The sequence below is a fragment of the Sphingomonas bacterium genome (genome assembly GCF_903642285.1).
Classification (GTDB): domain Bacteria; phylum Pseudomonadota; class Alphaproteobacteria; order Sphingomonadales; family Sphingomonadaceae; genus Sphingomonas.
In genome coordinates, this window is record NZ_CAHJWJ010000007.1 from 47,887 (window position 1) to 72,523 (window position 24,637).

Consider the following 24,637-nt stretch of genomic DNA (forward strand, 5'->3'; position numbering starts at 1 on the left):
ATTATGAAACAATCAGGTATCAGCGGTATTCGGTGGTTGCAATACCATCCGAAACGGGGCATTTCCTGATTATATGATCACAGGACCGTCAGAATGACCACGGCGCGACGAACGCGTATCCAAATTCGAAACGAAACGGCGATCCTCGAAAACGCGCAGCGCGTTTTCGCAACCCATGGGTTCAGGGGGGCGACCATGGAGGCCATCGCGGCGCTCGCGGGCATGTCCCAGCCGAACCTTCACAATTACTTCCGCACGAAAGCGGAACTCTATCAGGCCGTTCTGGAGCGCACGCTCGACATCTGGCTTGAACCCATCGGAGGCCTTGATCCAGATGGAGAACCGGGGGACGAGTTGAGACTTTACGTCAATCGCAAGCTGGAGATGTCAAGGCAATTCCCTGAGGCGTCGCGGGTTTTTGCTCAGGATATGCTGGAAGGCGCATCGGTCTTGAGCCCGCATCTTTCCGGCCGGGTAAGAGAAAAGGCACTCGCATTCGCGGCGATTGTCAACGGCTGGATCGCGGCTGGGAAGTTCCGGCCTGTGAACCCCCTCCATCTCCTGTTCTTCCTCTGGGGCGCTACTCAGCACTATGCAGACTTCGCGCCGCAGGTGCGGGCCGTCCTCGATATTCCAAAATTGGGGCGGCTCCAATTCACCGAGGCGGAAGAGACGTTCGCGACGATACTGTTTGGTGGACTGTTGATGCCCAAGCCGAACCAAGCCGTTTTAGACGATAGCGTCATCAAATAAAGGACGATACGATCTTAATGCTCGGCAGGCGGTCGCGGATCTTATCAAGACTTTTCGATAGCCATTCGTCGGGAAAAAGGAAGGCCGCGTCTGATGGCACGCCCGCCGCCAAACACTTGCGCGTCAAGTCGTCGACGATGATTAAGGAACGGGGCACATTAGGAGGACCTACGGGCCAATGAAAAGCACGCCGTTCAATCGATTGCAATTCGGGAATTTCAAGGTGTAGACCGTCAGTGCTCCATCACCACGAAAACCTCCCAATGATCTGAGTGCCCATTCCTTTCATGCCAGGCGCACCATTGCCCAGAACTAGCCCGCAAAACGGTGCGACACCTTCTCAATTTCTACCGGCGTGGAGATGAATGGCAGGCCACCAACCAGGGATTGCGCAGGCGAAGGCGCTGGTCGATGCCATGGACGGCACCGGCGCGAGCGCGACCGACCGCATGACCGCGATGCTCTCCGGCCGCAAGCCGCGGGCCGTCCTACTCTCTCCACCCGGCAAAAGAGGCACTCGCCATGGCGATCACTCGGCAACGCTGCCGTTCGGAAGCTACGACGCTGGAGGCGCTCGGTGCGTTCGACAAACTGCTGATCGGCCAGGCCGAGCTGCTGCGCACGACGCTGGACGGCACGAGCGGTGAGGCGGCGCTGGCGCCGATGCCCGACCTCCAAGCCGGCGTTGCCGCCATGGCCGATACGCTGCGGCGGCGGCAGACCGCATTGTTCGGAGGCGGCGTTGGCTGACGCCGCCAAGCTGACCGGGGCCGATCCGATCGGTGGCGACCTGCTCGCCAGCATCCGGGCGCTGCACGAAGGTCCGTCGCGTGCCTATCACGGCTGGCGCCACATCGAGGCGCTGCTCGCGCTGTTCGACGAAGTGCGCAGCGCACTGCACGATCCCGGGGCGATCCGGGCCGCGATCCTGCTGCACGACGCGGTCTACGACGCGCGCGCCAGCGACAACGAGACGCGCAGCGCGGCGCTCGCGGCGGACCTGCTCGACGGCATCCTCCCGCCCGTCTCGCTCGCGCGCACGGTGCGGCTGATCGAGGCCACCGCGGCACACGCGATCCCGCCCGGCCTCGACGACGACGAGACGGCCGACATGGCCCGGTTCCTCGACATGGACCTGGCGATCCTCGGCGCGCCAGACGCGACGTTCGACCGCTATGAAGCGGGCGTCCGTGCCGAGTACGCGCACGTACCCGAGCAGGCGTTCCGCATCGGCCGCGCGGCGATCCTGGAGCGGTTCCTAGCCCGCGATCCGCTGTTCTTCTCGCCCTGGGGACGCGCGCGGTTCGAGGACAGGGCGCGGCACAACCTCCGGCGCTCGATCGCCGCGCTTCGGACGGACGCTTCGCCCGGCTGAGGGTGCCGTGAGACTCGCGGCGGCGCACGTCTCCGGTTCCGTTGATCGCCGGTGCTTGATCGCGGCAGCCGTCACGATTATGCTTCGCTACCGCGTGTGTCCGCCGGCAACCGCGCGCGCAATGACGCCATCGGAGGTACCGCCCTGTCACTTGCGATCCTCCTGACCGCCACCCTCGCCGCCACCGCGCCGATCCGCCTCGCGGTGAAGATGGTGAGCCTCGCCTCACCGCGGCCCAACGCGCTGCACCGCGCCGGCTACGACCACGGCGGCGGCGCGGCCGAGGAGAAGGAGTGCCGCACCGCGATCACCGACGAGATGCAGGAACGCCCGGTGCCGATGATCGCCTGCCTCGACGCGAAGGCGGGCGGCCTCGACTTGCAGTTCGACCCGCCGCATGCGGAAGAGGCGTGCGTCGAGACGGTGGTGATCCCGGCCGCGACGCTGCGCCGGGAGGGCGCGAGCCCGAGGCTGCTCGACGCGCTCGCGGCGGCGCACGCACGCGCACGGTGAGGGGGCGGATGGCGACAGCCTGGCGTGTGCCGATCGCATCGCTCGCGCTGGCCGCGCTGGGCGTCATGACCTCGGCCCGCGCCGCTCCCGTCGATCCCCGGCCGGACCCGAATGCCTGCACCCTGCTCTCCGCGACCGATCTCGAGCCGCTGCTGTTCTCCGGATCGGGCGGGGCGCTGGATGGCCACGACTTCTACCCGGCCCCCGGCCTTTCGACTTGCCGCTGGTACGCCAAGCCGAGCGACCATGCCGCCGACGCGGTGCCGCGCACCGCCACCCTCGCCTTCTACCACATCGCCGACGCAGGACGTGCGCAGGCGCAACTGGATCGGCAGGCACACCACGATGCGAGGCCATCGCTGGCGATCACCGGCCGGGCGGACGACGCGATCGTCCGGCCCTCACCGACGATCGTGGCAGCCCGTCACGGAGCGGACGTCGCGGTGATCGACGCCACCGGTGCCGAGCTGGACAACCCCGACCAGCTGGAGGTGCGCTACCTCCTCGACGCGCTGGCGCTCAAGGCGGCCGGCGCCGCGGTCAAGCAGCCGCCTTGGGCCGCACCCGGCCAGATGGGCAAGCTGGTACCGCTCGCACCGACCGGCTCGATCGCCGGATGGACCCCGCCCCCGCATGCCGTTCTGGCCGGCGCCGGCATCCTCGATCCGTTCATCCATGCCCTCAAGACCCTCGCGGACTGGCGGTTCGGTCTCATGGCCGTTGGGCCGCCGGCCGCGCTGGCGCTGTTCTTCGTCCCCTGGCACCGGCGTCCACGCCGAGCGGCCTATGGCGGCCTAGCCGATGCGGAGCGCGATTCAACCCGAAGCCGCTGGCCGGCGTGGATCGGCGGGGCGCTGCTCGCGGGTCTGGTCCTCATCATGCTGTTCGGGGAAGAGATCGCGACCGCGCTGATCGACCGCTACGGCGAGACCGGTGCCGCCACCGTAACCGGCAGTTTCGCGACCTCGACCCAGTACAACCACCGCGACGTGGTCGGCTACCGCGTGCTGATCGGCACCGTCGACAGCCGGGTCGTGCCCGGGCAGTTCCGCACCGACGACTTCAACGTTCGAGGCCTTGGCGACACCTCGATCTACCCTGGCGAGGCTGACGTGTTCACGGTGCGGTATCTCGCCCACCACCCGCAGGACTTCATCATTCGCAACGACGACGAGAGCCCGTGGGCGCGCAAACTCGCCTGCGCCCGGCTTGCAGCCTGGCGGAACGAGGCGGCGCTGAGCGTCCGGGCTGTCCCCGGGAACACGGGCTTCCGGACCGACCTCCGCCACGCGATCGCGGCCGCGCAAAACGCAGGCTGCAGTCGCTGACCGACGGCGGTCCAAGCCTGAACCTCCGATCGAGGATCGGAGCGGAAGGTTTCGTCTACGGCACGTGCGCGACCTGCGTTGCGATCTGCTGCCACAACGACCCGTGATAACAGCCCCATCGTAAAGCACGTCGCCGCTACTGGGTTGCTGGAGCTTTCCATGACCCCGCCCTCTTCGAGTTCGGCGCTAGCCACCCGACGACACCCGCGTTCCCATACGTGGTCCGTGGGCGGAGCGACGAATTCCGCTAGCGGCTGGGCAGAACGGACCGCAACTGGTCCACGATCCGTTCGGCCGCCGCCTGCACGGTCGCATCGACCGATGGCCCCAACGTCGACCCCGCCGGCGCGTGATCCAGATCGCCGCTGACGATCGCGTCGAATGCTTCCTCATCGATCGGTGGCATCCGATCGGATGCCGGATGCGCGGTACGGTACTGGGCCATCATGCGGAACTCTCCTTCCATATAGGCCTTGAGCTTGCCAAAAGCCTGGGCGTCGAGCGGGGGCCGCAGGCGGCCCTCGGCGAGACCTTCACCCTTCCAAGCGACGGAGCCGTCCTTGAGCACCATCGTGGCGGCGACCTTCGCGGATGAAGTCCCCGCGTCCAGACTCTTGCCATCGCTGCTCAGCACGCCCTCGATGACGTTCCAGCTCGGCCCCTTCGACTCGGCTTTACTGTCGTTGACCGCGAGCACGACATCCTGATGCAAGGCCGCCAGTTCGGCAGCCAAGGCCGGGTGTGACAAGCTTTTGTGTCTCGGTTCATCCGGGTCGACCCTCGCACAGGCGACCAGTTCGGCCTTGGTCGCGAACCACCGACCCTCTCCTTCGCCGAACGCAAGGCTTGAAGAGCCCCGAATCGCACGGACGCGGCGCTGCTCCGCCTGATCGACCAGCCGGACCGCGTCGGACGACAGAACGGTCACGACCACGCCGCGTCGCCGGAGCGCGGCTGCCAGCGCCTCCATCCCCTCGCGGCGCCTGTTATCGCCGACCGATCCGGCGGCGAGCGGGGCGGTCATGCAGCCGTCGGGATCGACGTCCGCGTCGACGAGCGCGATGCTGGCCAGCCGTTCCACGCCGATCTTGCGGTGCATTTGCGCCGCCAGCTTGGAGTCGGACGCATTGGTCGCATCACGATCCTGCGCCGGCAGGATCAGCGTATCGGCTGTGCTTGCCTGATTCCTGGCCTGGGGCTCCGCCGACGCGCACGGTGCCGCAATCAGCGCGAGCGCGACGATCGATCCTTCGACAAGCGACCTGAGGAGAGTGGCCTGTCGCATCATGAACCAATCCCCAGATCGCAGGTGATGATCGTCCATAGCGTCGGCTTCTGCCAAAGCCAGAAACGCTGACGAGGCCCTTCGAGCCAACACGACTGCTCGGGCGGCGAGAGACTGACGCGGCTCGCGAGCGCTGGGTCCGCTCGGCTTGACGAGCACATATGCCTCACTCTTATCCAAGAGCGGGCACCTGTCGGGTTATTTTGCGGGCAACCTCACGATGCGTGATTTAATGCGCCGCGCGCCACAAAGTTATCGAACCACGCCGCGTTTCGGTATCATTCGGGGAAAGGGCCTCGTCAGCACCCGTCGCATTCGTCGCCGCGTTCGAGCTGGAGCGTCGCATGCCCGATCCCGAACCGGTCGTGCAGCATCTCGCGCGCGGTGGACAGAAACGCGTCGCCCGGATGGCCCTGCGGCACGACCAGATGTGCCGTCAGTACGGGTTCGGTCGTCGACATCGGCCAGATATGCAGATCGTGGATCCGTTCGACCCCGGGCAGCGTGGTCAGCGCATGCTCGACCCCGTCGTAATCGATTCCCCGGGGCACCGCCGCCAAGGCCATTTCGACGGTTTCGCGCAACAAACCCCAGGTCTGACCGAAGATCAGCGCGACGATGACGAGGCTGACGACGGGATCGATCCAACCGATCCCCGTCTTCCAGATCACCAGCCCCGCGATCACCACGCCGGCCGAAACCAGCGCATCGCTGAGCATGTGCAGATACGCGCCGCGGACGTTGATATCGCCCTTGCTCCCGCGCGCGAACAACCAGGCGGTCAGCCCGTTGACCGCGATGCCCACAGCGGCGACCATCGAAATGGTCAGGCCCGCGACGGTCGGCGGGTCCGAAAAACGCTGCACCGCCGCCAGCACGATCGCCCCGAGTGCGACCAGCAGCAGCAGAGCGTTGAACAGGGCCGCAAGGATCGTCGATCCCTTCAACCCATAGGTAAAGCGCTTCGTCGGGGCCGCGCGCGCCAGGGTCGCGCCGCCCCAGGCGACCGCGAGGCCGAGGACGTCGGACAGGTTATGCCCGGCATCCGCGAGCAGCGCGACCGATCCGGACCACAGCCCCACCCCGCCCTCGCCGATCACGAAGGCGATGTTCAGCGCGATGCCGATCGCGAAGGCGCGCCCGAACGACGTGGGTGCGTGCGAATGGCCATGCCCGTGCCCGTGGTCGTGCCCCTGCCGCTGGTCGTGCCCCTGCCGCTGGTCGTGCGCCTGCCGCTGGTCGTGCGCGTGACCGTACGAATGCCCGGGCGAATGGCCGTGGTCGTGATGATGGCTGGCCATGTCGATCCTTTCGAGTGCGGGTCGCGTATCATCCGGCAACGATGATACGCTAGCCCATCGCGATCGATGCCGCGCCGAGCACGCGAACGAGCCGATCGCACCAGTCACGGCAACCGGCCTCGTCGTCGATCAGGTCCTGCCGCACCTCGATTTCCGCATAAGGCAGTCGGTCGGGATACGCATGGCGCGGGATGGTATAGTCGATCAGGTCCATCCGATAGGGTTCGTTGTCGCCCACCGTCAGGTCGCCTTCGTCGCGCAGCGCCGTCAACAGTGCCTGCGCGAACGTCGGATCGCCGTCATCGTACAGGATGCCGACCTGCCACGGCCGCGCATAGCCGCGCATCACCGGCGTGAAGCTGTGCAGCGCGATCAGGATCGTCGGCCGTCCCTTCGCTCGCCGTCGCGCGATCTCCGCGCCGATCGCCGTCTGATAGGGTGTATGGATCGCCGCGATCCGCGCCGCCCGGCGGGTTTCGTCGAGCGCCGCGTTCGCCGGCACCGGCGTGCCGTCGCTGACCGCGGGCATCGCGTCCGCTGCGTCGGGATCCCGGTTGCAGTCGATGACGAGCCGCGAATAGACCTGTTGCACGAACACCGCATCCAGCGCGGTCGACAGCAACTCGCCAAGCCGCGCGACACCGATGTCCCACGCGATGTGGCGCGTCCGTTCGCCGGGCTCCAGACCCATATCGCCGAGGACCGACGGGATGCGATTGCCGGCATGATCGCCGATGAGAAGGAACGACGACGAGCCTTCGGGGTTTTTCGTTACGATAGGCGATGGATCATCGGCACCAAGCAGTGCAATGTTGCCGCTCATGGGATGCGGGGACCCAATGCCATTGCTCACCCTTTCACACGTCACGCGCTACATCTACCGCCATCCGGTGTCGTTTGGCGAGCACCGGATCATGGTGCGTCCCCGCGAAAGCTACGATCAGCGGCTGGTCGATGCGGAACTGGTCATTACCCCGGAGCCGTCGGCCCTTCGCTGGTTGCAGGACGTGTTCGGTAATTCGGTCGCGATCGCCACCTTCTCCACCCACGCCAAGGAATTGGTATTCGACAGCCGAGTCCGGCTGATCCATGAACCCGCCGAGCTGCAGGACGTGGATATCGAGGAATATGCCCGCTTCTATCCGTTCACCTATTCGTCGGAGGAAATGCCGGACCTGCTTCGCTCGATCGAGCGGCAGCATCACGATCCGCTTCGCCTGATCGATGGCTGGGCCAACCGCTTCGTCGCGAAGGACGGACGCACCGATACGCTGGACATGCTGTCGGCGATGACCGCGGCGATCAAGCGCGAGTTCACCTATGTCGCGCGCGCCGAAAAGGGCACGCAGACGCCGACCGAGACATTGGCGAAGCGCAAAGGCACGTGCCGCGATTATGCGATGCTGATGATCGAGGCGGTCCGCGCGCTCGGGTTCGCGGCGCGGTTCGTGTCGGGATATGTCTATAATCCCTCTTCGCGCGAGCGCCATGTCGGCGGCGGCAACACGCACGCCTGGGTCCGCGTCTACCTGCCCGGATCGGGCTGGGTCGAATTCGATCCGACCAACGGCATCGTCGGCAATCGGGGGCTCATCCGCGTGGCCATCGCGCGCGATCTCTACCAGGCCGTTCCGATCTCCGGTTCCTGGGGCGGCTTTCCCGGCAGTTTCCAGGACATGTCCGTATCCGTCGATATCCGGCTCGACGATACCGCGCTGCCTATCGCCGATCCGATCCCCGTTCCCCGCCCCAGAAAGACCGCATGATGCTGATTCGAACCGGCTACGACATCTGTTACGAGACCGATATCGCCACGCCGATGATGGCGATGCTGAGCGTTCACCCGTCGCGTGACGAGGACCTGAGAACGCCGCACCGGATCGTCGCGACGCCCGACGTGCCGATGCACGACTACCGCGACGCGTTCGGCAATATCTGCACGCGCTTGACGGTGCCGGCAGGCGGGCTGACGCTCCGCTGCGATTTCACGGTCGAGGATAGCGGCCTGCCCGACCCGATCGCGGCGGACGCGGTCCAGCACCGGGTGGAGGACCTGCCCGACGACGTGATCGTCTATCTGCTCGGCAGCCGCTATTGCGAGACGGATCGGCTGTCGGATGCGGCGTGGAGCCTGTTCGGCCATATCCCGGGGGGCTGGGAGCGCGCGCAGGCCATCGTGTCGTTCACGCATCACCATATCGAATTCGGCTATCACCATGCGCGACCGACCAAGACGGCATGGGACGCCTATCAGGAAAAACAGGGGGTCTGCCGCGACTTCGCGCATCTGGCGATCACGCTGTGCCGCTGCATGAACATCCCGGCGCGCTATTGCACCGGCTATCTCGGCGATATCGGGATCGACCCCATCCCGGGACCGATGGATTTTTCGGCCTGGTTCGACGTGTATCTGGGGGGCGCATGGTACACGTTCGACGCGCGTCACAACAAGCCGCGGATCGGCCGTATCCTGATGGCGCGCGGCCGCGACGCGACGGACACCGCCTTGACGACCACGTTCGGCCCGGCACGACTGGTGGGGTTCGACGTCCACACCGCGGAGGTTCCACACCCGGGGTGAGATCAGCGATCTTCGGCGGGCTGGGGCGTATCGCGCAACAGTTCACGAAGCGAATCATACGCCTCCCCCTCGGCAGCCGCCATCATCCGCCGCTCGATCGCGCGAAACGCGGTCAATACCGCGCGGCCGGTGACGCTCAACGTCGCACCCCGCCCGGTGCCGCCCCCCGACACCGTATCGACCAGCCGGTCCGCAAAGCACCGGTTCATCTCATCCACCAACAGCCAGGCGCGCCGGTAGCTCATGCCGAGCGACCGGGCACCGGCCGAGATCGACCCGGCCGCATCGATCGCCTCCAGCAACGCCGCCTTGCCCGGCCCCATCGCCAGCGCGTCGCCGCAGAGCAATTGCGCCTTCAGCTTCAACGCGCCGGCGCGCATTTTATCGGCCGTCCTTCATTTCAGGCAGGCGACGATCCCCGCGATCGCGGCCAGCGTGCCTTCGGGGTCCTTCACGCGCACGGTATCGAGGCCCAATTCCTTGGCGGGATAGTCATTGCCACCCGGAAAGATCGCGTCGCCGATGAACATCATCTCGTCCAGCGCGATATCGCTCGCGTCGCGAAGCTTCTTCAGTCCGTACGCCTTGTCAACGCCCTTTTGCGTGATGTCGATCGACGTCGCGCCGCCCATGTTGATCGACAATTCGGGCAGGCGCTGGCGGAGGTCCGCCTGGATCACCTTGCGCTTGGCGAAATCCGGGTCCCATTTCTCCTTGGCCTCCAGCGGCGCTTCCTGACCAAGCGCGGAGAATGTGATCTGACTGCCGCGGTCCTCGATCCGCTCGCCCCAGGTCCGCTCCGGCGTGAACCCGGTCGCCGCCAGCGCGGCATCGAACGATTCCAGGATTTTCGTCTTCTCGGCGTCGTCGAACAGCTCTGCGTAGATGGCATGCCACCGCCCCGCCTCGAACCGATAGAGCTTGGTTCCGGTCGTCGGCATCAGCCAAAGCTTCGTCACGTCCGCGCGCGCCGGAAGTCGGCTCGCGACCTGCTTCTCGAACTGCGGCCAATCGCCGCCGGAAATCACCGCAACGTTCGCCACATCCAGCAGGTCGGCCAGCGCCTCCCCCATCGGTTCCTGAAGCGGCTGCTTGCTCTCCGCCAATGTTCCGTCGAGGTCGAACGCAACCAGCTTCTTCATGCATGAACTCCGTTTTGCATCAGGATGATATCGTCGATCGCGTGAGCCACGCCGTCCGCATCGTTGCCGGCCGTGACGTGCTGCGCCTTCGCCTTCACGGGGTCGGGCGCGTTGCCCATCGCAATCGATACGCGGGCGAGCGCCAGCATCGGCAGGTCGTTCGCCTGATCGCCAACCGCCGCGGTCTCGGCCAGCGGAATATCGATGGCCGCAGTCAACGCGGTGATGCCATCGCCCTTGTTCGCCGCGCGCGCGGTCACGTCGAGATAATAGGTCTGCGACTGCACGATCGTCGCGCGGTCGCCGAACTTGGCCGTGGCCTTCTTATGCAGATCACGAAGCAGCTCGGCGTCGTCGCTGACGAAGGTGATCTTGTCCGCCTCGTCCAGCAATTCGTCGAATGAATCCTGTACGATCGGGTTCTGGTTCGATGCCAGTCGCTCATGCTCGACATGCACGCCCTCATCGGTCGAGGCGTGCCATTCGTCCTTCGCGAACACCCAGCGATCGACCTTCGCATCACCCACGATGTCGAACACGCCCCGCGCGACGTTCGGGTCGATGACATGATGCTCCATCACTTGACCGACGCGCGTGAAGACGATGCCGCCATTGAACGCGCCCATCGGTCGGTCGATCGCGAGCGTGTCCGCGATCGGCATCATCCCCGACCGGGGTCGCGCGCTGATGATCGTGAAGGCGACACCCGCATCGTTCAGGCGGCGAACCGCGTCGACGACGGCAGAAGTCAGTTTCTTGTCCTTGTCGACCAACGTCCCGTCGACATCCGATACCAGCAAGCGAATCCCGCTCACTGCGGGATCTCGACATGTCCGCCAAACCCATACCGCATCGACGATAGCAGCTTGTCCCCGAACGTATGTTCGACCCGGCTGCGGTAGCGGGCGAACAGTGCCGCGGTCAGCACGTTGGCGGGCACCTTCTCTTCCATCGCGGCGTCGATCGTCCACTGACCCTCGCCGGAATCCGCGACGCTGCCGGTGAAATGTTCGAGCATCTGGTCCTTCGCCAGGCCGATCGCGGTCAGGTCGAGAAGCCAGGAGGAAATCACGCTGCCACGCCGCCAGACTTCGGCGATGTCGGTCAGGTTCAAGTCGAACCGTTCGTCCTCGGGCAGCTTGTCGGACACTTTGCCCTTCAGGATATCGAAGCCTTCGGCATAGGCCTGCATCAGGCCGTATTCGATCCCGTTATGCACCATCTTCACGAAATGCCCGGCTCCCGGAGGCCCGGCATGGATATAGCCCTTTTCCGCGCGGGGGTCCTCGCTTTCGTCGCGGCCAGGGGTACGCTCAATCGTGCCGAGCCCGGGTGCCAGCGCCTCGAACATCGGATCGAGCGTAGCGAAAGTGTCGTTATCGCTGCCGATCATCATACAGAAGCCGCGCTCCAGTCCCCAGACGCCGCCCGAAGTGCCGACATCGACATATTTTATGCCCTTCTCCGCCAACGCCTTCGCGCGTCGGATATCGTCCTTGTAGAAACTATTGCCGCCGTCGATGATGATCTCGCCCGCCGCGGCCTTTGTGGCGATCGCAGCGATGGTCTGTTCGGTCGGATCGCCTGCGGGCAGCATGACCCACCAGATCGCAGGCGTATCGAGCTTGGTTCGCATATCGTCCAGCGACGTCGCCGCGACCGCACCGTCCGTCGCCAGTTTCTGCACCGCTCCCGCGTCGTGATCGTAGGCGACGACTTCATGGCCACCGCGCATAAGCCGCCTCGCGATATTGCCACCCATGCGGCCGAGGCCGATCAGTCCGATCTTCATGCCGTTGTCCTTGCCTGAGTACGTCTCAACACGTTTGAATCGTCACCCCGGGCTTGCCCCGGGGTCCATCGTGCGGCGAAACGGACGCGTCGAGGCGCGCGGCACGATGGATCTCGGGTCAAGCCCGGCATGACGGATAAGGGCCATGACTCTTGCCTCAACGCTGTAGTTACACCGCCGCCGGTTGCTTCGCCGCGATGGCCCCCAGCAGATCGTCGAACGCCTTCGTGAACGACGCCACGCCCTGCAGCACCAGCGTGCCCGTCACACCGGTCAGGTCCAGTTTCAGCCGGTCGGCTTCCGCCAGCACATGCTTCGCCGACTCGATATCCTGCGTCAGCGTATCGGCGGCGGTGCCGTGATCGCGGAACGCGTCCATCGTCTTCGGCGGCATCGTATTGACCGTATCGCGACCGATCAGCGTGTCGACGTACAGCGTGTCGGGATAGGCCGGGTCCTTCGTACCCGTCGACGCCCATAGCAGCCGCTGCGGCATCGCGCCCTTCGCCGCCAGCGCCTGCCAGCGGTCCGATTTCAGGAATTCCAGATACCATTGATAGGCCAGCTTGGCGTTGGCGATCGCGACCTTGCCGCGGATCGCCTTCAACGCCTCGGCATCCGCATCGCCGTCGTTCACACGCGCATCGATCTGCTCGTCGATCATGCCGTCGATCCGGCTGACGAAGAAACTGGCGACACTGGCGATCCGGTCGATCGGCTGCCCCTGGAGCACCCGCTCCTCCAGCCCCATCGCATAGGCTTCGGCCACGCGGATATACGCGTCGAGCGCGAACAACAGCGTCACGTTGACGTTGATCCCGGCGGCAATCGTCGCCGCGATGGCGGGCGCGCCGCCCTCGGTGCCGGGGATCTTGATCATCAGGTTGCGACGATCGACCGCGTCCCACAGCTTCTTCGCCTCGGCGATGGTCGCATCGGTATCGTTCGCGAGATAGGGCGAGACCTCGAGGCTGACATAGCCGTCCTTGCCGTCCAATCGCTCATAGACCGGTTTCAGCGTGTCCGCCGCCGCCCGGATATCGCCGATCGCCAGATGTTCGTAGCGGCTCATCGTCGATGCCTCGGCATTGTCCTTGTCGAAGGCCGCCAGTTTCTCGTCATAGGCATCGCCGTGACCCATCGCCTTTTCGAAAATCGACGGGTTGGATGTCACGCCGGTAATGCCATCCTCGTCCACAAGCTTCTTGAGACCGCCGGCAGCCAGGAATTTGCTGTCCACGAAATCGAGCCAGACCGCCTGGCCGTGCTGTTCCAGTTCGTTCAGCGCACTCATCACTTGGTCTCCATCAGGGATTTCGCGACCGACACGACGTGGTCGATCGTGAAGCCGAACTTGTCCTGCAGCTTCGCGATCGGTGCCGATGCGCCGAACGTGTTCATCACGATCGTCTTGCCGTCCAGCCCGACATAGCGGTCCCAGCCGATCTCGCCCGCCATCTCGACCGCGATACGCGCCTTCACCGCCTTGGGCAGCACGCTCTCCTTATACTCCTCGGTCTGCTTCTCGTACCGGAACCAGCTCGGCATCGAGACGACACGCGCCTTCACCCCGTCGCCGGTCAATTGCTCATAGGCATCGACAACCAGCGACACCTCGCTGCCGGTGCCGATCAGAATAACGTCGGGAACGCCCTCGCAGCTGGCGAGCACATACGCGCCCTTGTTCAAACCATCCGCGGCGGCATATTTCGAACGGTCGATCGTCGGCAGCGCCTGACGCGAGAGGACCAGCGCGGTTGGATGGTTGCCCGCCTCGACGATCGCCCTCCACGCCGCGGCGACCTCGTTCGCGTCGCCCGGCCGGATCGTGTCGAGCCCCGGGATCGCGCGGAGCGTCGCCAGATGCTCGATCGGCTGGTGCGTCGGGCCATCCTCGCCGACACCGATCGAATCATGCGTAAAGACGAACGTTGCGCCGATCTCCATGATCGCCGCCAATCGGATCGGTGCCCGCATGTAATCCGCGAACACCAGGAAGGTGGAGCCATAGCCGCGCAGGTGCGACAACGTCATACCGTTGACGATCGCGCCCATGCCGTGTTCGCGCACGCCGAAATGAAAGTTCACGCCGGCATAATTGTCGGGCTCGAACGAATCCCGCCCCTTGATGTCGGTCTTGGTCGACGGCGACAGATCGGCCGATCCGCCCAGCAGCCAGGGCAGCCTGGGAACGATCGCGTTCAATATCTTGCCGCCGGCGTCACGGCTGGCGATACCCTTGGCATCGGTATCGAAGCTCGGCACGTCCGCATCCCAGCCATCGGGCAGTTTGTCGCCAAGCATCTGTGAAAGCTGATGCCCGTCTTCGGGAAACGTCGTCCGGTAGCGCTCCAGCATCGCCTCCCATTCTTCGCGCAAGGGTCGGCTGCGGCCGATCATCGCATCACGAAGTCGGCGCTCGACGCCGTCGGGCACGAGGAACTGCGCATCTTCGGGCCAGCCATAGGCGCGCTTCGTCGCCATGACATTATCCTCGCCGAGCGGTTCGCCATGCGCCTTCTCGCTACCCGCCTTGGGCGATCCGTAGCCGATCACCGAATGGACGACGATGAAGGTCGGCCGATCGTCCGTCGCCTTGAAGGTGTCGAGCGCCGCGGCAAGCGCGGCGGTGTCGTTGGCGTCGTCGATATGGATGACGTTCCAGCCATAGGCCTGGAAGCGCATACCGACGTCCTCATCGAACGCCAGATCGGTGCCGCCCTCGATCGAGATGTGGTTGCTGTCGTAGATCCAGCACAGGTTAGACAGCTTAAGATGCCCGGCGACGCTCGCCGCCTCGGCCGAGACACCCTCCATCATGTCGCCGTCGCCGCACAGGACATAGATGTCGTGATCGAACAGCGGAAAGCCGTCGCGATTGTAGCGGGCCGCCAGCCAGCGCTCGGCGATCGCCATGCCGACCGAATTGCCGCAGCCCTGCCCCAGCGGCCCGGTCGTCGTCTCGACGCCGGTGGTATGGCGATATTCGGGATGCCCCGGCGTCTTCGAGCTTAGCTGGCGGAACTGCTTGATGTCGTCCAACGACACCGCTTCGGCACCCGATTTCTTGCCGTCCTTGTCGATCTCCTCGATACCGGCGAGGTGGATCAGCGAATAGAGCAGCATCGACGCATGTCCGACCGACAGCACGAAGCGGTCGCGGTTCGGCCAGTCCGCCTTGGCGGGATCGTAGCGGAGAAATTTGGACCAGATCGTATAGCCGACCGGTGCCAGCGCCATCGGTGTTCCGGGATGGCCGGAATTGGCCTTCTGCACCGCATCCATCGACAACGTGCGGATCGTATCGATCGCCAACCGGTCGGGGCTGCCATCCTCGTGCAGGCTCGTGGTGGACGACGCCGGTGGCGCGGCGGTGATGGTATCGGACATCGTGAAGACCCTCGCTTTGCCCCCCGAACGCTTGCGCGCCCGAAGTGGTTTCTTGTCCGCCCGCCTTTATCCGCGCTTGTCCTGCCGTTCCAGTCTCGTAACGACATCACCTGTAGCGACGTAGAGCGCCGACACCTCGCTTAGAAAAAGACCGTGGCCGACCACGCCGGGAATGGCATCGATCGCCGCAGCGGCGGCGACCGGATCCGACAGGTCGATCGAATGCGCGTCGAGGATGAAATTTCCCTGGTCGCTGCGGAAAGGCGTCCCGTCCGCCCCTTTCCGAAGCACCACGTCCGCACCAATCGCCGTTAGCCGCGCGGCTGCGTAAGCGCGCGCGAACGGCAGCACCTCGACCGGCAGCTTGGCCTTACCGATCCGCGCCACCAGTTTCGAGGAATCCGCCACCACGACCATCCGCCGCGATGCCGCCGCGACGATCTTCTCCCGCACCATGGCACCACCGCCACCCTTGACGGCGAAGAACCGGTCGTCGATCTCGTCCGCGCCGTCGATCGTCAAGTCGACCACGGCGATGTCCGCGAAGTCGGCGACCATGATTCCCGCGGCACGCGCCGCTCGTTCGGTTGCCAGTGAGGTGGCGACCACCCGCACGACCAGCCCGGCGGCGAAGCGCTCGCCGACCTGCGCGATCACGTAAGCGGCCGTCGAACCCGTACCCAGCCCAAGCGTCATGCCCGAAACGATTTCCGCGGTCGCTGCCAAGGCGGCCGCCCTTTTTTCCTGTTCGTTCACACGAACCTCTCCTATCTAAATCAAGCATCGGCCAACGATCAGGTTGTTCGCAGATGCACAATTTTTAATGCGCCCTGCAACGAATCGATGATCTATAGGTTCGACGGTCGCGCCAACGTCGGATGAATTCGACCCGACGCGACACATCAACCGAGCGGGTAGGCGCGATTGACCGACATTATGGAGACGAAACGCCCGATCTGGTTCGCGCTGACCTTGTTGGCGACTGCTGCGGCGATATCGGGCTGTTCGTCCAAGGGTAGCGGCGGCGAGAAGGCGCAGGCCAAGGGCGGCGCGGGCCAGCCGGGACAGGGCACGCCGGCGGTTGGTTATGTCGTCGTCCAGCCGACGAGCGCCCCGGTCGTTACCGAACTGAGCGGCCGCACCACCGCTTTCGAAAGTTCCGATGTTCGCCCGCAGGTTACCGGCATCATCCGCCGTCGGCTGTTCACCGAAGGCTCGCTGGTGCGCAAGGGACAGCCGCTCTACCAGATCGATCCACGACTCTATAAGGCGTCGGCAGACCAGGCGAGCGCCAACCTGCAAAGCGCGCAGGCAAATCTCGTCGCACAACGAATCCTTGCCGAACGATACAAGCCCTTGGCGGCGCAGCAGGCGATCAGCCAACAGGACTACACCAACGCGGTCGCGACCGCGCGGCAGGCGCAGGCATCGGTCGCGCAGAACGCCGCCGCGTTGCAGACGGCGCGCGTGAACCTGCAGTTCACGACATTGCCGGCACCGATATCGGGCCGGATCGGACGATCGCTCTACACCGTCGGTGCGCTCGTTTCCGCAACGCAGACTGATCCGATCGCGCAGATCCAGCGACTCGACCCGATGTATGTCGACGTTCAGGAATCGGCGGGCGACGTGCTGGCGCTGCGTCGCGCGCTGGCGACGGGTGGCGTGACCGCGACGACGGCGCAGGTCCGGCTGAAGCTGCCCGACGGCAGCGACTATGGCTCGGTCGGTACGATCGAATTTTCGGAAGCGCTGGTCGACCAGACCACCGGCACCGTTACGCTGCGCGCACGCTTCCCCAACACGCAGGATTTGCTGTTTCCCGGCATGTTCGTGACCGCGACCTTCGCGCAATCGATCGACCGGTCGGCATTCCTGGTGCCGCAGCAGGGGGTATCGCGCGATCCGAAAGGTGTGGCGACCGTCATGGTCGTCGCGGCCAACAACAAGGCGGTGCAGAAGACGATCACCACCGCGCGCGTGCAGGGGCAATATTGGGTCGTGACCGCGGGGCTGAAGGCGGGCGACAAGGTCATCACCCAAGGCCTTTCGAAGATCAAACCCGGCCAGGGCATCAAGCCCGTCCCCGCCAACACCCCACAGAACATCGAAGTGCCACCCGGCATGAAGGATGGCGGCAAGGGCAGCCAGGCAAAGGGCGGCTGACCGGCGATGCTGAGCCGTATCTTCATCGATCGCCCGATCTTTGCATGGGTCATCGCGATCATCGTCATGATGTGCGGCCTTGGTGCCATCATGGGTTTGCCCATCGCCCAATATCCCGACGTCGCGCCGCCCCAGGTGACGATCCAGGCGACCTATCCCGGTGCCAATGCGCAGACGATCCAGAATGCGGTCACTCAGGTCGTCGAGCAGCAGCTGACCGGCATCGACGGCCTGCTATATTTCCAGTCCGCATCGTCGAGCAGCGGATCGGTTACGATTACGGTTACGTTCGACAAGGGCACGAACCCCGACATCGCCCAGGTACAAGTGCAGAACCAGGTGCAACAGGCGCTCAGCCGCCTGCCGACCCAGGTCCAGTCGCAGGGATTGATCGTCAAGAAGTCGAACCCCGACTTCCTGCTGGTCGCGGTGGTTTACGACACGACCGACAAATCGACCGCGCAGGACGTGTCGGATTATCTGGTGTCCAACCTGCAAGACCCGTTGGGTCGGACGCAGGGGGTAGGCAACACGAACGTATTCGGATCGCAATACGCGATGCGGATCTGGCTCGATCCCAATAAGCTCAACAGCTTCCAGTTGATGCCGTCCGACGTCGTCACCGCAGTCGAGGCGCAGAATACCGAGGTCGCGGCCGGCCAGATCGGTGCTCAGCCGTCTCCCGAAACGCAATTTCTCAGCGCGACCGTCACCGCGCAATCGCGGCTCCAGACACCCGACCAATTCGCGAATATCGTCCTCAAGACAACGCCCGGCGGTGCGGCGGTCCGGATGAAGGATGTCGGCCGGATCGAGCTGGGTGCCGAAAGCTATGCCGCACGCAGCCGGATCAATCGCCATCCGGGTGCTGGCATCGCCGTGCTGTTGGCACCGGGGGCCGACGCGCTGAAAACCGCCGAGTTGGTGAAGTCGCAGATCGAGACCGCGGCCAAGAGTTTCCCGTCGGGTTACCAATATGCGTTCGTCAACGATTCGACGGACTTCATCAAATTATCGATCCGGGAGGTCGTGAAGACGCTGATCGAGGCCATCCTCCTGGTCGTCGTGGTCATGTTCGTGTTTCTCCAAAGCTGGCGCGCGACGCTGATCCCGACCATCGCCGTTCCGGTCGTCCTGCTCGGCACCTTCGGCATTTTCTATCTTGCCGGATTTTCGATCAACACGCTGACGCTGTTCGGGCTGGTGCTCGCGATCGGGCTGCTTGTCGACGACGCGATCGTCGTGGTCGAGAATGTCGAGCGGCTGATGGAGGAAAACCCGGAAATGAGCCCCCGCGACGCGACGATCGCGTCGATGGAGGAGATTACCGTGGCGCTGATCGCGATCGCGCTCGTGCTGTCCGCGGTGTTCCTGCCGATGGCATTCTTCGGCGGATCGACCGGTGTCATCTACCGTCAATTCTCGCTGACGATCGTGTCGGCGATGGTGCTGTCGGTGCTCGTGGCGCTGATCCTGACCCCGGCGCTCACCGCGGCGCTGTTCAAACAGAAGAAGAAGGATGCGCAAGGCGATCCGGTGGAAGATGGCTGGGCAGGCCGGCATTTCCCCCGCGCCGCGCATCTCGTGGCCCGTGGTCGCGATAGGTTCAATGAGGGGTTTGCGAATCTCACGACCCGGTACGCGACGTCCGTAGAGGCCGTAATCAACCGCAAATGGTTGTTTTTAATAATCTATCTGATGATCGTCGCCGTCCTTGCGATCCTGTTCCTGCGGCTACCGACCGGTTTTTTGCCGACCGAAGACCAAGGCATCGGCATCATCCAGTTCCAACTACCGCCCGGCGCGACGCAAAACCGCACAATCGTGGTCCAGAAGGCGGTCGAGAATTATTTCCTGAAAAACGAAAACGCCAACATCGCGACCGCATTTTCGGTCAGCGGTGTCGGTCAGGGTGGCTCGCCGGGGGGGCAGAATACCGGCGTTGGCTACGTCGCGCTGAAGCCATGGGATCAGCGATCGGGCTCCGCTAATTCCGCCGATGCCATCACCGCCCGCGCATCCGCCGCGTTCGGCAATCTGCGGGATGCGCAGGTCTATGCGCTCGTGCCGCCGTCGGTCCGCGGTCTTGGCCAGTCGAACGGCTTTACGATCGAATTGCAGAACAGCAGCGGGATGAGCCAGACCCAATTCGAGGCGGCGCGTGACAAATTGCTGGCCAGCGCGGCGGGCGACCCGATGTTCGTCGGCGTCCGCATCACCGAATTGCCCGACACGCCGACGCTGCATGTCGAGACCGATCCGCAAAAACTCGCGACGCTCGGACTGACCCAGGCCAACGTCAATACGACGCTGGCCACCGCCTGGGGCGGCCAATATGTCAACGACTTCGTCGATCGCGGGCGCGTGAAGCGCGTCTATGTGCAGGGCGACGCGCCGTTCCGGTCGCAACCGTCCGACCTCGACCAATGGTATGTCCGCGGATCGACCAACCAGATGGCCCCGTTCTCGTCCTTCGCAACGACCAGTTGGGAGACCGCCCCCGTATCATTGTCGCGGTTCAACGCCATCCAGAGCTACGAATTCCAGGGATCGGCGGCACCCGGCAAATCATCAGGGCAGGCGCTGGAGAGGATGCGTCAGCTTGCCGGACAAATCCCGGGCACGAGCATCGCCCTGGCAGGTCTGTCCTATCAGGAGAATATCTCGTCGGGTCAGGCGCCCGTGCTTTACGGGCTGTCGCTGCTCGTCGTGTTCCTGTGTCTTGCCGCCTTGTACGAAAGCTGGTCCATCCCGGTCGCGGTGCTGCTGATCATCCCGCTCGGGTTGATCGGCGCGATCATCGCCGTCACGCTGCGCGGGCTGACCAACGACGTCTACCTCCAGATCGGGTTGCTGACGACGATGGGACTGGCCTCGAAGAACGCGATCCTGATGATCGAGTTCGCCGAGCAGGAGGAGAAAAAGGGAGCGCATGTCTTGGAGGCTGCGCTGTCCGCCGCCAAGATCAGGCTTCGTCCGATCCTGATGACGTCCTTTGCCTTCATCTTCGGCGTTTTGCCGCTAGCCATCTCGACGGGCGCGGGCGCGAACAGCCGGATCGCGATCGGCACCGCGGTTATCGGCGGGATGCTGACCGCAACCCTGCTCGCGATCTTCTACATCCCCTTCTTCTTCGTCCTCATCCGCCGCGGTGTGCGCGACGGCATCGCAAAACTGCACGGACGGCCGACCGGTTTTCAGGGCCCGCACGATGGACCAGGCGATGACGGCCGCGGTCCGGCGGGCGGCGGTGGCCAGCCGCGCCTCGAAGGGCCCGGACCGACCCCCGCCTTACCGGCACCGGAGCCCGCATGATGCGCCGCGCCATCGCTACGCCGGTCACGCTGATCGTCGCAACCGCACTCGCCGGATGCAACCTTACGCCGCACTACGAACGAGGCGCGCTGCCGGTGCCCCCGTCCTGGCCGATCGGCGACGCCTATCTCGCGCAATCCGAGGCGAAGCTGCCCGCGGTCACGTATGCGCAGGTGTTCACCGACCCCCGGCTGCAAGCGATCATCCGTCAGGCGCTGGCCAACAACCGCGACCTGCGCGTCGCCGCGGCGAACATCATCGCGCAGCGTGCGCAATACCGTATCCAGCGCGCCGACCTGTTTCCGACGATCAGCGCGAACGGGCAATATTCCTATGCCGGCGGCGGCAACGGCGCACGGGCGACCGCGACGAGTTCCACCGCAGGGGGAACGGGTAGCACGACGGGTACGGGCACGACCGGCACCACCGGGACGGGCAACACGGGCACCGGGGCCACGGGTACGGGCGCAACCGGCACGGGGGCGACGGGAACGAGTGCGGGCAGCGTCGTGAGTTCGACCGCAGGCAGCGCCTTCTCCGCTGATATCGGGACGACCGCGTTCGAGATCGACCTGTTCGGCCGCGTCCGATCGCTGACCAGCGCCGCGCTGAACCGCTATCTCGAAACCGAGGCCGCGGCCCGTGCCACCCGGCTGACGCTGGTCGCCGAGATCGCGAATGGCTGGCTGACCTATGCCGCCGATCAGAGCCTGTTGAAGATCGCGAAGGATACCGAGGCGAGCGCCGAGCGCACCGTCACGCTGACCAACGCGCAGCTACAGGGCGGCATCGCGCCGCGCACCAACCTGCGCGAGGCGCAACAGACGTTGTACACGGCGCAGTCCAGCCTCGCGGCACAAAGAACCGCGATCGCGCAGGATATCAACGGGTTGCAGCTTCTGGTCGGCGCGACCGTCGATCCCAAGCTGCTACCCGCGTCGATCGAGGAAGGGATCGGCAGCATCGCCACCCTGCCCGCCGGGTTGGACTCGACGATCCTGCTGCGGCGACCCGATGTGGTCCAGGCGGAATATGAATTGCGCGCGACGAATGCGCAGATCGGTGCAGCGCGTGCGGTTTTGTTTCCCCGATTAACGCTGACCGGGCTGGCCGGTTTTGCGAGCAGCGCCCTATCGTCGCTGTTTACCGGCGGCGCGTTCAGCTACTCGGCCGCGCCTTCGCTGACCTATCCGATCTTCCAGGCGGGCGCGGCGCGTGCGGGCGTGACGTATTCCAAGGCACAGCGCGACGTTGCGCTCGCGACCTATGAAAAGACGATCCAGACCGCGTTCGAGGAAACCGCCAACGCGCTCGCCCGGCTCGGCACCATATCGGACCAGCTGGGCGCGGATCGGAACAACGTGATCGCTGCGACGGACGCCTATCAATTGACCAATGCCAGCTTCCGCGGCGGGGTGGGCACGTTCCTGGACGCGCTCGTGGCGCAGCGGACGCTGTTCAGTGTCCAGCAGGCGCTGGTCGCAACCCAGCTGACCGCCGCGCAGAACCGGGTGACCCTGTACCAAGTGCTCGGTGGCGACTCGACGCTGGAGACGACCGCAGCCGGGCCGAAGCCGGTTACCGCCTCGGGCGCGCCGCGTATCGACGATCCGCAACCAGACCCGGCGGCACGCCCGACCCGGTGACCGATGCCTTGACGACCTGCATCTACACGCCGACTATGCTGCGATGACGACGCCGCCCGATCCTGCAGCATTCTTCCGCCAGATGCTCGGCGAATGGGAGAAGATGGCGAACGGCTTCGGCGGCGAAGCGATGAAGTCGGAGGAATGGGCACGCGCGATGCACGGCGCATCCGCTGCGACCACCAACATGCAGGCGACGCTGAAAGGCGTGATGGAACGCGCGCTGGCCGCCGCCAACATGCCAAGCCGCACCGAATTGGAAGATGTGTCCGCGCGCCTCGCCCGGATCGAGGCATCGCTGGCCCGGATCGAAGCCGCGACGACCGACCCGGACGCCGCCGCGCCCCGCCCTGGACCTGCACGAACGCGAAAGCCGCCGGCCGCATGAGTGGCACCGCCGGATCCTGAATGGCGACGTTCCCCGAACTCTATCTTGGCGCGCAACGTGAATTCGACCGGGCGATGCAGCGCAATCTGGCGGGGCTCGGCTATTTCGCGACGAGCCGCCCGACGTTGGGGGCGACCGCCAAGGACGTGCTGATCGAGCGCGGAACGATGCGTCTCTACCATTATCACGCGCGTACCGACGAGATATACCGGGTGCCGGTCCTGCTGGTCATGGCGACGACCAACCGCGGCTATATCTTCGACATGATCCCCGGGCAGAGTCTCGTCGAATATCTGCTCGACGCGGGTTTCGACGTGTTTATGCTGGATTGGGAAGCGCCGCGGATCGACGAACGACGCTTGAGCCTGGAAAGCTATGTGCTCGACTTCCTCCCGGCCGCGGTCGCGCGAGTCGCCGAGGAAACGGGCGAGCCCGATGTGTCGCTGATCGGCTATTGCTTCGGCGGCGTGCTGTCGTTGCTATGGGCTGCGCTCGCACCCGACGGCGTGCTCGCCAACCTTGTCACCTTCACGACCCCCGTCGATTTCTCGGCGATGGAGATGTTCCAGAACTGGGCGGACAAGCGCTTCTTCGATGTCGATTCGCTGGTCGAGGCGTTCGGCAACTGCCCCGGCGACTATCTCTACACCGCGTTCGACATGCTTCGTCCGGCCGCGCGGCCCGCGCAGCATCTGCGCGTGCTCGACAGGATCGACGACGAGGCGTTCGTTAAGTCGTTCCGCATGTTCGATCGGTGGAACACCGACACGCTGCCGCTGGCGGGCGAATATTTCCGTCAGATGGTCAAGCTGCTGCTGTGGGACAATCGATTGCTTCACGGCACGCTGAGCGTCGGCGGGATGCCGATCGATCCGCAACGCATAACCGCGCCCTTCCTGCACATCGCCGCGCAACACGACCATATCGTTCCCACCCGGGCGTCCGCACCGCTGATCGACATGGTCGGGTCCGCGGACAAGCGCGAGATCATGCTGAAAGGCGGGCATGTCAGCGTCGTCGCAGGGCCCAATGCGGTGCACCGGATGTGGCCGGCGCTCGTCCAATGGCTGGAGACTCGGTCGACATGAGCTATACCATCCGCCGCTTCCAGCCCGGCGACCGCGATGCGATGCTGGCCTTTGCGCAAGGCTTGCCCGAGCACGACCTGTTGTTCCTCGGCCGCGATCTGCGCCACCCGCGCGTCATCGAAGCTTGGCAGGACGCGATCGTCGAGGGCTGGATCGACAGCCTGATCGCCGGCGACGGCGGTTCGCTCGTCGGCTCGGCCGCTCTCGTCCGTGATCCGCTGAGCTGGAGCGCGCATGTCGGCGAGGTCCGGTTGCTGGTCGCCGGCGATCGTCGTGGCGCAGGATTGGGCCGCGACCTGCTGGAGGCGATCTTCGCGGTCGCCGCGGCGCACGGCCTCGCCAAGCTGACCGCGGCGATGACCACCGACCAGCTAGGATCGATCGCGCTGTTCGAAAGCCTCGGCTTCCGCGCGGAGGCGATGCTGAAGGATCACGTCCGCGGTCGCGACGGCGTTACGCACGATCTCGCGATCCTCGCCTATGATGTCGAGCGGACGACGCAGCGCAACCGCGCGTTCGGTGTGGAATGAACCTTCACCATCTCGGCGCGTACGGTTCGGGTAACCAGGAGACC

General features: G+C 65.0%; 23 protein-coding genes. 13 read left to right on the plus strand and 10 right to left on the minus strand.

The window, feature by feature from the left end:
• The first annotated feature begins 93 nt into the window (after positions 1-93).
• The 5 genes from HUU99_RS05365 to HUU99_RS05385 all read left to right on the plus strand — a co-directional run bounded on the left by HUU99_RS05365 (position 94) and on the right by HUU99_RS05385 (position 3,969).
• Positions 94-753, plus strand: a complete 660-nt coding sequence (locus tag HUU99_RS05365) for a TetR family transcriptional regulator C-terminal domain-containing protein (RefSeq protein WP_174285546.1) — start codon at positions 94-96, stop codon at positions 751-753.
• A 522-nt stretch (positions 754-1,275) separates the two neighbouring features.
• Positions 1,276-1,503, plus strand: coding sequence for a hypothetical protein (locus tag HUU99_RS05370; protein WP_174285547.1), 228 nt, complete (start codon positions 1,276-1,278; stop codon positions 1,501-1,503).
• Positions 1,496-2,128 carry an HD domain-containing protein gene (locus HUU99_RS05375; RefSeq protein ID WP_217430788.1) on the plus strand — a complete coding sequence of 211 codons (633 nt, stop codon included), beginning with the start codon at positions 1,496-1,498 and terminating at the stop codon, positions 2,126-2,128. Before HUU99_RS05370 ends, HUU99_RS05375 begins: the two co-directional genes overlap by 8 nt.
• 96 nt (positions 2,129-2,224) lie before the next feature.
• On the plus strand, positions 2,225-2,641 hold the full coding sequence (locus tag HUU99_RS05380) for a hypothetical protein (RefSeq protein ID WP_174285548.1): 417 nt from the start codon (positions 2,225-2,227) through the stop codon (positions 2,639-2,641).
• Positions 2,642-2,649: 8 nt separating this feature from the next.
• Positions 2,650-3,969 (plus strand): hypothetical protein, encoded by a 1,320-nt coding sequence (locus HUU99_RS05385; protein WP_174285549.1) that lies wholly within the window; start codon positions 2,650-2,652, stop codon positions 3,967-3,969.
• Positions 3,970-4,216: 247 nt separating this feature from the next.
• On the opposite strand, the gene HUU99_RS05390 is transcribed toward HUU99_RS05385, so the two are convergent.
• From HUU99_RS05390 to HUU99_RS05400, 3 genes are all read right to left on the minus strand, one after another.
• Positions 4,217-5,413 carry a hypothetical protein gene (locus HUU99_RS05390; RefSeq protein WP_174285550.1) on the minus strand — a complete coding sequence of 399 codons (1,197 nt, stop codon included), beginning with the start codon at positions 5,411-5,413 and terminating at the stop codon, positions 4,217-4,219.
• A gap of 140 nt (positions 5,414-5,553) precedes the next feature.
• Complete coding sequence (locus HUU99_RS05395; protein WP_174285551.1) at positions 5,554-6,555, minus strand: cation diffusion facilitator family transporter; 1,002 nt, start codon at positions 6,553-6,555, stop codon at positions 5,554-5,556.
• A gap of 49 nt (positions 6,556-6,604) precedes the next feature.
• Positions 6,605-7,378 carry an N-formylglutamate amidohydrolase gene (locus HUU99_RS05400; protein WP_174285552.1) on the minus strand — a complete coding sequence of 258 codons (774 nt, stop codon included), beginning with the start codon at positions 7,376-7,378 and terminating at the stop codon, positions 6,605-6,607.
• Positions 7,379-7,394: 16 nt separating this feature from the next.
• Between HUU99_RS05400 and HUU99_RS05405 the strand changes: the two genes are divergently transcribed.
• Together HUU99_RS05405 and HUU99_RS05410 are read left to right on the plus strand one after the other, a co-directional pair.
• A complete protein-coding gene (locus HUU99_RS05405; protein ID WP_174285553.1) occupies positions 7,395-8,321 on the plus strand; it encodes a transglutaminase family protein in 927 nt (308 codons plus the stop codon).
• Positions 8,321-9,136 carry a transglutaminase-like domain-containing protein gene (locus HUU99_RS05410; RefSeq protein WP_174285554.1) on the plus strand — a complete coding sequence of 272 codons (816 nt, stop codon included), beginning with the start codon at positions 8,321-8,323 and terminating at the stop codon, positions 9,134-9,136. Before HUU99_RS05405 ends, HUU99_RS05410 begins: the two co-directional genes overlap by 1 nt.
• A 2-nt stretch (positions 9,137-9,138) precedes the next feature.
• On the opposite strand, the gene HUU99_RS05415 is transcribed toward HUU99_RS05410, so the two are convergent.
• The 7 genes from HUU99_RS05415 to rpiA all read right to left on the minus strand — a co-directional run bounded on the left by HUU99_RS05415 (position 9,139) and on the right by rpiA (position 16,216).
• Positions 9,139-9,516: a winged helix-turn-helix domain-containing protein gene (locus HUU99_RS05415; protein WP_174285555.1), complete on the minus strand. Its 378-nt coding sequence runs from the start codon at positions 9,514-9,516 to the stop codon at positions 9,139-9,141.
• A 15-nt stretch (positions 9,517-9,531) separates the two neighbouring features.
• Positions 9,532-10,278 (minus strand): HAD-IIB family hydrolase, encoded by a 747-nt coding sequence (locus HUU99_RS05420; RefSeq protein ID WP_174285556.1) that lies wholly within the window; start codon positions 10,276-10,278, stop codon positions 9,532-9,534.
• Positions 10,275-11,093, minus strand: a complete 819-nt coding sequence (locus HUU99_RS05425) for a Cof-type HAD-IIB family hydrolase (protein ID WP_254602943.1) — start codon at positions 11,091-11,093, stop codon at positions 10,275-10,277. Before HUU99_RS05425 ends, HUU99_RS05420 begins: the two co-directional genes overlap by 4 nt.
• On the minus strand, positions 11,090-12,070 hold the full coding sequence (gene gnd / locus HUU99_RS05430) for a phosphogluconate dehydrogenase (NAD(+)-dependent, decarboxylating) (protein WP_174285557.1): 981 nt from the start codon (positions 12,068-12,070) through the stop codon (positions 11,090-11,092). Before gnd ends, HUU99_RS05425 begins: the two co-directional genes overlap by 4 nt.
• Before the next feature lie 169 nt (positions 12,071-12,239).
• Complete coding sequence (tal, locus tag HUU99_RS05435; RefSeq protein ID WP_174285558.1) at positions 12,240-13,364, minus strand: transaldolase; 1,125 nt, start codon at positions 13,362-13,364, stop codon at positions 12,240-12,242.
• The gene (gene tkt / locus HUU99_RS05440) at positions 13,364-15,460 is read right to left on the minus strand and encodes a transketolase (RefSeq protein WP_174285559.1); all 2,097 of its coding nucleotides are present in this window, start codon (positions 15,458-15,460) and stop codon (positions 13,364-13,366) included. Before tkt ends, tal begins: the two co-directional genes overlap by 1 nt.
• A gap of 66 nt (positions 15,461-15,526) precedes the next feature.
• A complete protein-coding gene (rpiA, locus tag HUU99_RS05445) occupies positions 15,527-16,216 on the minus strand; it encodes a ribose-5-phosphate isomerase RpiA (RefSeq protein ID WP_174285560.1) in 690 nt (229 codons plus the stop codon).
• A 180-nt stretch (positions 16,217-16,396) separates the two neighbouring features.
• Between rpiA and HUU99_RS05450 the strand changes: the two genes are divergently transcribed.
• Genes HUU99_RS05450 through HUU99_RS05475 form a run of 6 tightly spaced genes read left to right on the plus strand, consistent with a single transcriptional unit; the run spans position 16,397 to position 24,593 of the window.
• Positions 16,397-17,626, plus strand: a complete 1,230-nt coding sequence (locus HUU99_RS05450) for an efflux RND transporter periplasmic adaptor subunit (RefSeq protein ID WP_174285609.1) — start codon at positions 16,397-16,399, stop codon at positions 17,624-17,626.
• A 6-nt stretch (positions 17,627-17,632) separates the two neighbouring features.
• On the plus strand, positions 17,633-20,941 hold the full coding sequence (locus tag HUU99_RS05455; protein ID WP_174285561.1) for an efflux RND transporter permease subunit: 3,309 nt from the start codon (positions 17,633-17,635) through the stop codon (positions 20,939-20,941).
• Positions 20,941-22,587 (plus strand): efflux transporter outer membrane subunit, encoded by a 1,647-nt coding sequence (locus tag HUU99_RS05460; RefSeq protein ID WP_174285610.1) that lies wholly within the window; start codon positions 20,941-20,943, stop codon positions 22,585-22,587. The genes HUU99_RS05455 and HUU99_RS05460 overlap by 1 nt, the downstream gene beginning before the upstream one ends.
• A complete protein-coding gene (locus HUU99_RS05465) occupies positions 22,475-22,975 on the plus strand; it encodes a poly(R)-hydroxyalkanoic acid synthase subunit PhaE (protein ID WP_368039920.1) in 501 nt (166 codons plus the stop codon). The genes HUU99_RS05460 and HUU99_RS05465 overlap by 113 nt, the downstream gene beginning before the upstream one ends.
• Positions 22,976-22,995: 20 nt before the next feature.
• Positions 22,996-24,063, plus strand: coding sequence for an alpha/beta fold hydrolase (locus HUU99_RS05470; RefSeq protein WP_174285563.1), 1,068 nt, complete (start codon positions 22,996-22,998; stop codon positions 24,061-24,063).
• Complete coding sequence (locus HUU99_RS05475; protein ID WP_174285564.1) at positions 24,060-24,593, plus strand: GNAT family N-acetyltransferase; 534 nt, start codon at positions 24,060-24,062, stop codon at positions 24,591-24,593. Before HUU99_RS05470 ends, HUU99_RS05475 begins: the two co-directional genes overlap by 4 nt.
• The last annotated feature ends 44 nt before the right edge of the window (positions 24,594-24,637 follow it).